The organism is Bacillus sp. AFS059628 (assembly GCF_002571225.1).
Classification (GTDB): domain Bacteria; phylum Bacillota; class Bacilli; order Bacillales; family Bacillaceae_G; genus Bacillus_A.
The window spans coordinates 55,235-63,151 of sequence record NZ_NVEC01000075.1; the positions used below are offsets into that span (position 1 = coordinate 55,235).

At 37.5% G+C, this 7,917-nt stretch carries 7 protein-coding genes; 5 read left to right on the forward strand and 2 right to left on the reverse strand.

The window, feature by feature from the left end:
• Positions 1-237 precede the first annotated feature (237 nt).
• Entirely contained in the window at positions 238-1,353 is a 1,116-nt protein-coding gene (locus COL05_RS23790) for a M20 peptidase aminoacylase family protein (protein WP_098670383.1), read from the forward strand.
• A gap of 149 nt (positions 1,354-1,502) precedes the next feature.
• A complete protein-coding gene (locus tag COL05_RS23795) occupies positions 1,503-2,111 on the forward strand; it encodes an SAM-dependent methyltransferase (RefSeq protein ID WP_098670384.1) in 609 nt (202 codons plus the stop codon).
• A gap of 48 nt (positions 2,112-2,159) precedes the next feature.
• Here the strand turns inward: COL05_RS23795 and ahpF are convergent, their stop codons facing one another.
• On the reverse strand, positions 2,160-3,686 hold the full coding sequence (ahpF, locus tag COL05_RS23800) for an alkyl hydroperoxide reductase subunit F (RefSeq protein WP_098670385.1): 1,527 nt from the start codon (positions 3,684-3,686) through the stop codon (positions 2,160-2,162).
• Positions 3,687-3,700: 14 nt separating this feature from the next.
• On the reverse strand, positions 3,701-4,264 hold the full coding sequence (gene ahpC / locus COL05_RS23805) for an alkyl hydroperoxide reductase subunit C (RefSeq protein WP_000924422.1): 564 nt from the start codon (positions 4,262-4,264) through the stop codon (positions 3,701-3,703).
• 586 nt (positions 4,265-4,850) lie between these two features.
• On the opposite strand from ahpC, the gene mtnK reads away from it, so the two are divergent.
• From mtnK to COL05_RS23820, 3 genes are read left to right on the forward strand one after another with little or no spacing between them, the layout of a single operon-like run.
• Positions 4,851-6,080: an S-methyl-5-thioribose kinase gene (gene mtnK, locus COL05_RS23810; RefSeq protein ID WP_098670386.1), complete on the forward strand. Its 1,230-nt coding sequence runs from the start codon at positions 4,851-4,853 to the stop codon at positions 6,078-6,080.
• A gap of 12 nt (positions 6,081-6,092) precedes the next feature.
• Positions 6,093-7,136: an S-methyl-5-thioribose-1-phosphate isomerase gene (gene mtnA / locus COL05_RS23815; RefSeq protein WP_142337637.1), complete on the forward strand. Its 1,044-nt coding sequence runs from the start codon at positions 6,093-6,095 to the stop codon at positions 7,134-7,136.
• A gap of 54 nt (positions 7,137-7,190) precedes the next feature.
• Positions 7,191-7,832, forward strand: a complete 642-nt coding sequence (locus COL05_RS23820; RefSeq protein WP_098670388.1) for an L-fuculose-phosphate aldolase — start codon at positions 7,191-7,193, stop codon at positions 7,830-7,832.
• Positions 7,833-7,917: the final 85 nt, after the last annotated feature.

Sequence of the window (7,917 nt, forward strand, 5' to 3'; positions counted from 1 at the left end):
GTCGCAAAATAGACGTTATTAAGTTATAATAACTAAAAATTAACGTAAGCGTCAATAAAAAAACAGAAAATAGGGAATGTTCTATCGTTATAAAGTGAGTATGAATAAGTTGTCGATTGTATTTAAAAATAAACAATTGACTTTTTTCTTAAAATTCAATATGTTCATAAAAACATCTGTTTTTCATAAGTATAATTAACCTGAATGGTTTTGGAATTTGGGAAGGAGAATGTAGCTTTGAAAACATTAGAATTACAAGAGCGTTTAACTGAAATTTTTCAGCATTTACATGAAAACCCTGAAGTGAGTTGGAAAGAGTATGAAACAACAGCGTATATTACTAACTTTTTAAAAGAAGAAGGAATTTCATATAAAATATTTGATGATTGTCCAGGCGTGATCGCAGAAATCGGAAGCGGAACCCCAGTTATTGCGATTCGTGCCGATATGGATGCATTATGGCAAGAAGTAGATGGAGAATTTAAAGCGAACCATTCATGTGGTCACGATGCACATATGACAATTGTGATGGGGCTTATTTTACAATTGAAAAATATGAGATGGGATAGCGGAACGGTTAGATTTATTTTTCAGCCGGCAGAAGAGAAAGGAAATGGCTCTTTAAAGATGGTAGAGAAGGGTGCTGTGGATGATGCTGACTTCTTATTTGGTGTTCATTTAAGACCGATTGAAGAACTGCCTTTGAAACAAGCTGCCTCATCTATTCGTCACGGAGCAGCAGGATTTTTAGAAGGAACAATTCATGGAGATGATGCACATGGGGCACGCCCACATCAAGGGATAAATGCAATCGATGTCATTTCTATGATCAACATTGGTTTGAAAAATATATGGCTACCACCGCAAAGTTCCTATTCAGTGAAGATGACGAGATGCCAAGCTGGTGGAGATAATTTAAATATTATTCCGGGAAATGGCCATTTTAGCTTAGATGTCAGAGCGGAGAGTAATACATTATTAGATGAATTGAAGAAAAAAATAGAACATGTAATAGAATCGGCCGCATCGATGGGATCGGAAACTTCATACAAATGGATTGACCTTGCGCCAGGAGCTGAAGTGTCAGAAGAAGCTGAGCGCTTTATGCGAAAAGGTATTCTTGAAGTATACGGGGAAGAGGGGGGCACTGGACCGCTGTATACGACAGGAAGCGATGATTTTCATTACTACACAGTGAAGAGACCACATTTAAAAGCTGTCATGCTCGGACTCGGGGCAAACTTACAACCTGGATTACACCATCCGTATATGAAGTTCGATCATAGTTGTATTATGGATGGAGTAGAAATATTGAAACAAACTGTATTAAAGGTATTAGAGGACAGGGGCTAGAGAGCTCCTGTTTTTTCGTGAATTGTCGGTAAGTCGATATATTAAAAAAATCGTCGATATAATTTCACGCACCAATTAATGCAATGAAAAATCCCTCTCCGGTACATGGTGTATAATAATAAGTACCATTTTCTAATAGGAGAAAACAAATGAACGAACAATATTATGATGCTGTATTACATATAAAAACTGTCGGCGAGCAAAAGGGCTTTAACAAGTCTATGCATTATCACCGTTATGAACCGACGCCATATAGCGGATTAGATGAGCTATTGAATCAATATGAAATAAGAAGTAGCGACAGGGTTGTAGACTTTGGATGTGGAAAAGGACGATTAAACTTTTACATGCACCATAAGTGTGGCGCTTCAGCGGTTGGAATTGAAATGAATGAAGAGTTTTATAAAGAAGCAATGGATAATCTTGAGCGCTATGCACGCAAGGTAAGAAACAGTAAAGATAAAATAGAGTTTGAATGCTGTTTAGCGCAGGAATATGAGATTGATCCACGTGATAACCGTTTTTATTTCTTCAATCCATTTTCTGTACAAGTGTTTATGAACGTAGTAAATAACATTTTGCTTTCGGTAGAGGAAATAGAGAGAGAAGTGGATATTATTTTGTATTATCCTTCTGAGGACTATATTTTCTTCTTAGAAAATCAGACTGCGTTTGAGCTGAAGAAAGAAGTTAGATTGCCAGGTGCTTATGAGAAGAATGGGAATGAGAGATTTTTAATTTATACATTAAGATTATAAAAAAGCAGGTGCCAAGGCACCCGCTTTTCTTTACTCACGTCTATATAATTAGTTACGGATTAAGTAATCAAATGCACCTAAAGCTGCGTTTGCACCTGAACCCATAGAGATGATGATTTGTTTGTACGGATTATTTGTACAGTCACCTGCAGCAAACACTCCTGGTACGTTTGTAGCGCCGTGCTTGTCTGTTACGATTTCACCGCGAACGCGTTCAACTGTTTCGCCTAACCAGTCTGTGTTTGGAACAAGACCGATTTGTACGAATACACCTTGTAATTCAATGTGATGAACTTCTTCAGTTTCACGATCGATGTAAGAAATACCGTTTACTTTGTCAGTACCAGTGATTTCTTTCGTTTGAACGTTTTTCAGAACAGTTACGTTTGGTAAGCTGTTAAGACGCTCTTGTAATACAGCATCAGCTTTTAATTCTGGCATGAATTCAAGAACAGTTACGTGCTTAACAATACCTGCTAAGTCGATAGCTGCCTCAATACCAGAGTTACCTCCACCGATAACTGCTACGTCTTTTCCAGTGAATAATGGACCGTCACAGTGTGGGCAGTATGCTACACCTTTATTTTTGAACTCAGCTTCACCTGGTACGCCAACGTTACGCCAACGAGCACCTGTAGAAACGATTACGCTCTTACTTTTTAGAACAGCGCCGTTTTCAAGTTCCACTTCAATAAGTTCTTTTTTCTCTAAACGTTTCGCACGTTGTAGATTCATTACATCGATGTCGTATTCTTTAACGTGCTCTTCAAGACTTGCTACTAGCTTAGGACCTTCAGTGCGTTTTACGCTGATGAAGTTCTCAATGCCCATAGTATCCATTACTTGACCACCGAAGCGCTCAGCAACGATACCAGTGCGGATGCCTTTACGTGCTGCATAAATTGCTGCACTTGCACCAGCAGGGCCGCCACCAACAACAAGAACATCGTATGGATCTTTATCAGAAAGCTCTGATGCATCTGGACCGTTACCCATTTTAGCTAAAATTTCTTCAAGTGTCATACGACCGCTTCCGAAAGATTCGCCGTTTAGGAATACTGTTGGTACTGCCATGATATCTTTGCTTTCTACTTCCTCTTTGAATGCAGCGCCATCAATCATAGTATGTGTAATACCAGAGTTTAGAACGCTCATTACGTTAAGAGCTTGTACAACATCAGGACAGTTATGACAACTTAGGCTGATATAAGATTCAAAATGATATTCGCCTTGAATGTTTTTAATTTGATCGATTAATTTTTGTTCAACTTTTGGAGCGCGTCCACTTACTTGTAGTAAAGCTAACACTAATGAAGTGAATTCGTGTCCTAATGGAATACCAGCGAATACAACACCAGTGTCTTCACCAGGGCGATTTACGCTAAAGCTTGGTGTTCTCTCTAATTCAACTTTTTCTACTGTAATCTTAGATGACATAGTAGCTAATTCGTCTACTAGAGCTAACATATCTTTAGATACGTCGTCGTCTCCTACGCTTACTTTAAGTAAAATATCGTTCTCCATTAACTGAAGGTATTGGGAAAGTTGTGTTTTTATATCTGCATCTAGTATCATTTTGATCGAACTCCTTAGATTTTGCCTACAAGGTCAAGGCTTGGTTTAAGTGTTGCAGAACCCTCTTGCCATTTAGCTGGGCAAACTTCACCTGGGTTGTTACGTACGTATTGAGCTGCTTTAATTTTGTTAACAAGAATGCTTGCGTCACGGCCGATACCGTCAGCATTGATTTCCATAGATTGGATAACGCCGTCTGGATCGATGATGAATGTACCACGAGCAGCAAGACCTTCTTCTTCCATTAAAACGTTGAAGTTTGTAGTGATTGTGCGAGTTGGGTCACCAATCATAATGTATTCGATTTTGCCGATAGTTTCTGAGCTATCATGCCATGCTTTGTGAGTAAAGTGAGTATCTGTAGATACAGAGTATACTTCAACGCCTAACTCTTTAAGAGTTGCATATTGGTTTTGTAAGTCTTCAAGTTCAGTTGGGCAAACGAATGTGAAGTCAGCTGGGTAGAAACAAACTACACTCCATTTTCCTTTTAAACTTTCGTCAGTAACTTGGATAAATTCTCCATTATGGTAAGCATTAGCTTTAAACGGTTTTACTTCTGTGCCGATTAATAACATATTAAAATTCCTCCTAAATGTTGGTTTTGAGCATCAAAAAATAGTGTGCTCATAAAATATATTTTTTAATTAACTATAATAATTCTAATTCGATATTAATTATCATATAGAAGTGGTTATTTTGTCAAGAGAATAAACCAACTTTATATCAATTTAATTAATATTTATTCTCAATTAAGGTTGTTAGAGAATGAAAAGGTAGTTTTCATGTAATAGATTTTCAATGATTATGTAAAAGTGTAGTGCGTATGTTAGAGACATGGTGTAAGTATAAATTGTTAGGAAGGGAATATTTCTTAGAAGTTGTGGATTTGAAAAGGGATTGCTTATTTCTATTTTACAAAGAATTGTGCGATAAATAAAATAAAATGAATTAGAATCTTTTTGAACATTTTTTGTCATCTCAAATATATAATTAGGAAGCATATTGCAATGGTATAGAAACATTGACTCAAGATGTTAACAAGATATAATAAAACCTAGATATACCTTTCAAAAAGACGATATAATATAGGATGAAAAAATTTCAACCTATTATTTTTTATAGCTTTTAGAAAACGCTTACAATTGGTGTGGAGGGGAAACCATGTCTAAGTTCACAAAGTATTTTTTAATGGAAGCTAATGATGTGATTGTATATGTGAAAGAGAAATTATCTAAGTTTGAGGATGCAAAGGGGTTACAGTGTAAAGAAATAGGTGATGGTAATTTAAATTATGTATTCCGCGTTTGGGATGAACAGAAGAATATTTCTGTCATTGTAAAGCAAGCTGGGGATACAGCAAGGATTTCAGATGAGTTTAAGTTGTCGACGAATCGTATTCGTATAGAATCAGATGTTTTGCAGTTAGAGGAGGGGTTAGCACCTGGGCTCGTTCCAAAGGTGTATTTGTTTGATAGTGTGATGAATTGTTGCGTAATGGAAGATTTATCGGACCACACAATATTACGTACAGCACTTATAAATCATCAAATGTTTCCGAAGCTTGCGGATGATTTAACGACCTTTTTGGTAAATACACTTTTATTAACATCGGATGTTGTAATGAATCATAAAGAGAAGAAGGAATTTGTGAAGAATTATATAAATCCTGAATTATGTGAGATTACAGAGGACCTCGTATACGCTGAGCCATTTACAAATCATAATAAGCGTAATGAGCTGTTTCCGTTAAATGAAGGATGGATTAGAGAGCATATTTATAGTGATAAAGAGCTTCATATGGAGGCAGCAAAACTTAAGTTTTATTTTATGACGAATGCACAGGCACTTATTCATGGTGATCTGCATACTGGTTCTGTTTTTGTGAAAAATGATTCCACAAAGGTTATTGATCCTGAGTTTGCCTTTTATGGACCGATGGGATATGACGTTGGGAATGTAATGGCGAATTTAATGTTCGCTTGGGTGAATGCAGATGCAACCATGTCGCCCGGTGCTGAGAAGGATACGTATATGAGTTGGCTACAATCGACAATGGTAGAGGTAATTGATTTGTTTAAGAAGAAGTTTTTAGAGGCTTGGGATATTCATGTGACCGAGATTATGGCGAAAGAAGAAGGCTTTAACGAAGTATATTTACAATCTGTATTAGAGGATACAGCTGCAGTGACGGGGCTTGAGTTAATTCGTCGTATTGTTGGGCTAGCAAAAGTAAAGGATATTACTTGCATCGAGAATGAGGAAGCACGTGCTAGAGCAGAACGCATTTGTCTTCAAGTAGCGAAGAAATTTATTTTACGGGCTAATCAATATAAAACAGGCACAAGCTTTGTAGAAACGTTAAAAGAACAGTCAATGCACTACGCGAAGTAAGGGGAGAAGATGATGGAAGAGCAATTAATACCCATTCAGTGGAAAGATGATTCTTTAGTTTTATTAGATCAAACATTATTACCGAATGAGGTTGTCTATGAATCTTTCAAGACAGCTGAAAGCGTTTGGGATGCCATTCAAGTAATGAAAGTAAGAGGAGCGCCAGCAATTGGTGTTTCAGCAGCTTATGGTGTGTATTTAGGAACAAAGGAAGTTATTCAAAATACGATGGAAGACTTTATAGAGGAAGTTAAAAAGGTATGTGCATATTTGGCAACATCAAGGCCGACAGCAGTAAATTTATTCTGGGCACTTGAAAGAATGGAGGCAGTCGCGGCAGAGAACTCACATTTATCAATTGCTCAGTTGAAAGATAGATTACTAGAAGAGGCAAAAGAGATTCATAGAGAAGATGAAGAAATTAACCGTGAAATTGGAGAACATGCATTAACATTATTCCATGATGGAATGGGAGTCTTAACACATTGTAATGCTGGTGCGTTAGCGACGACTAAGTATGGTACTGCAACAGCTCCAATGTACTTAGCAAAAGAAAAAGGATGGGACTTGAAAATCTATTCAGATGAAACTCGTCCTAGGTTACAAGGTTCAACGTTAACAGCATTAGAACTACAGCGAGCGGGAATTGATGTTACTGTCATTACGGATAACATGGCAGCTATGGTCATGTCACAAGGGAAGATTGATGCGGTGATTGTTGGGTGCGATCGTGTGGCAGCAAACGGTGATGTAGCAAATAAAATTGGGACATTAGGCGTATCTATTTTAGCGAAATACTACAACATTCCGTTTTATGTAGCGGCACCAACACCGACAATTGATTTGAAAACACCGACAGGAAAAGAAATTCCGATTGAGGAAAGAGATGCTTCTGAAGTAATTAATCGTTTTGGACAATATTCTGCTCCGAAAGAAAGTAAAGTATATAATCCAGCATTTGATGTAACGCCACATGAAAATATAACAGCAATTATTACGGAAAAAGGGATTGTAAAAGCACCGTTTACGGAGAACTTAAAAAAGTTATTTCAATAAATAGATAGAATGAAAAAGTCAGTCATCATAAGCTTCATACTTAGGGGGATGTATATGTTATTACAGAAAGAAAGAGAAGAAATTGTAGCGTATGGAAAGAAAATGATTTCTAGTGGTTTAACAAAGGGGACAGGCGGTAATATTAGTATTTTCAATCGTGAGCAAGGTCTTGTTGCAATGAGTCCAAGTGGTTTAGATTATTATGAAACGAAGCCGGAAGATGTTGTTATATTAAACTTAGATGGTGAAGTGGTAGAGGGAGAGAGAAAACCATCAAGTGAGCTAGATATGCATCTTATTTATTATAGAAATCGTGAAGATATAAATGCGCTTGTGCATACACATTCTCCGTATGCGAAGACGATTGCATCATTAGGATGGGAACTTCCTGCTGTATCGTATTTAATTGCTTTCGCGGGCCCAAATGTACGCTGTGCACCGTATGAAACATTTGGTACGAAGCAATTAGCAGAGGCTGCTTTTGAGGGCATGATCGATCGCCGTGCAGTATTACTTGCGAACCACGGTTTAATTGCAGGTGCAAATAACATCAAAATGGCATTTACTGTTGCGGAAGAAATTGAGTTTTGTGCGCAAATTTATTATCAAACGAAAAGCATCGGAGAACCGAAGTTATTGCCAGAAGATGAGATGGAGAATTTGGCGAAGAAGTTTGAAGGATATGGGCAGCAGTAGAATGAGATAAAGTGAAACTTTAATCAGTGGGGGGTTTCTTCATCCCCCACTGATTATCATCCCTCACCAATCGGACTTTTAGGGG

Bases quoted from the DNA above. Each gene is read 5' to 3' on its own strand.
- COL05_RS23795 (WP_098670384.1), top strand. From the start codon at position 1,503: ATGAACGAACAATATTATGATGCTGTATTACATATAAAAACTGTCGGC.
- ahpF (WP_098670385.1), bottom strand. From the start codon at position 3,686: ATGATACTAGATGCAGATATAAAAACACAACTTTCCCAATACCTTCAG.
- ahpC (WP_000924422.1), bottom strand. From the start codon at position 4,264: ATGTTATTAATCGGCACAGAAGTAAAACCGTTTAAAGCTAATGCTTAC.
- mtnK (WP_098670386.1), top strand. From the start codon at position 4,851: ATGTCTAAGTTCACAAAGTATTTTTTAATGGAAGCTAATGATGTGATT.
- mtnA (WP_142337637.1), top strand. From the start codon at position 6,093: ATGGAAGAGCAATTAATACCCATTCAGTGGAAAGATGATTCTTTAGTT.
- COL05_RS23820 (WP_098670388.1), top strand. From the start codon at position 7,191: ATGTTATTACAGAAAGAAAGAGAAGAAATTGTAGCGTATGGAAAGAAA.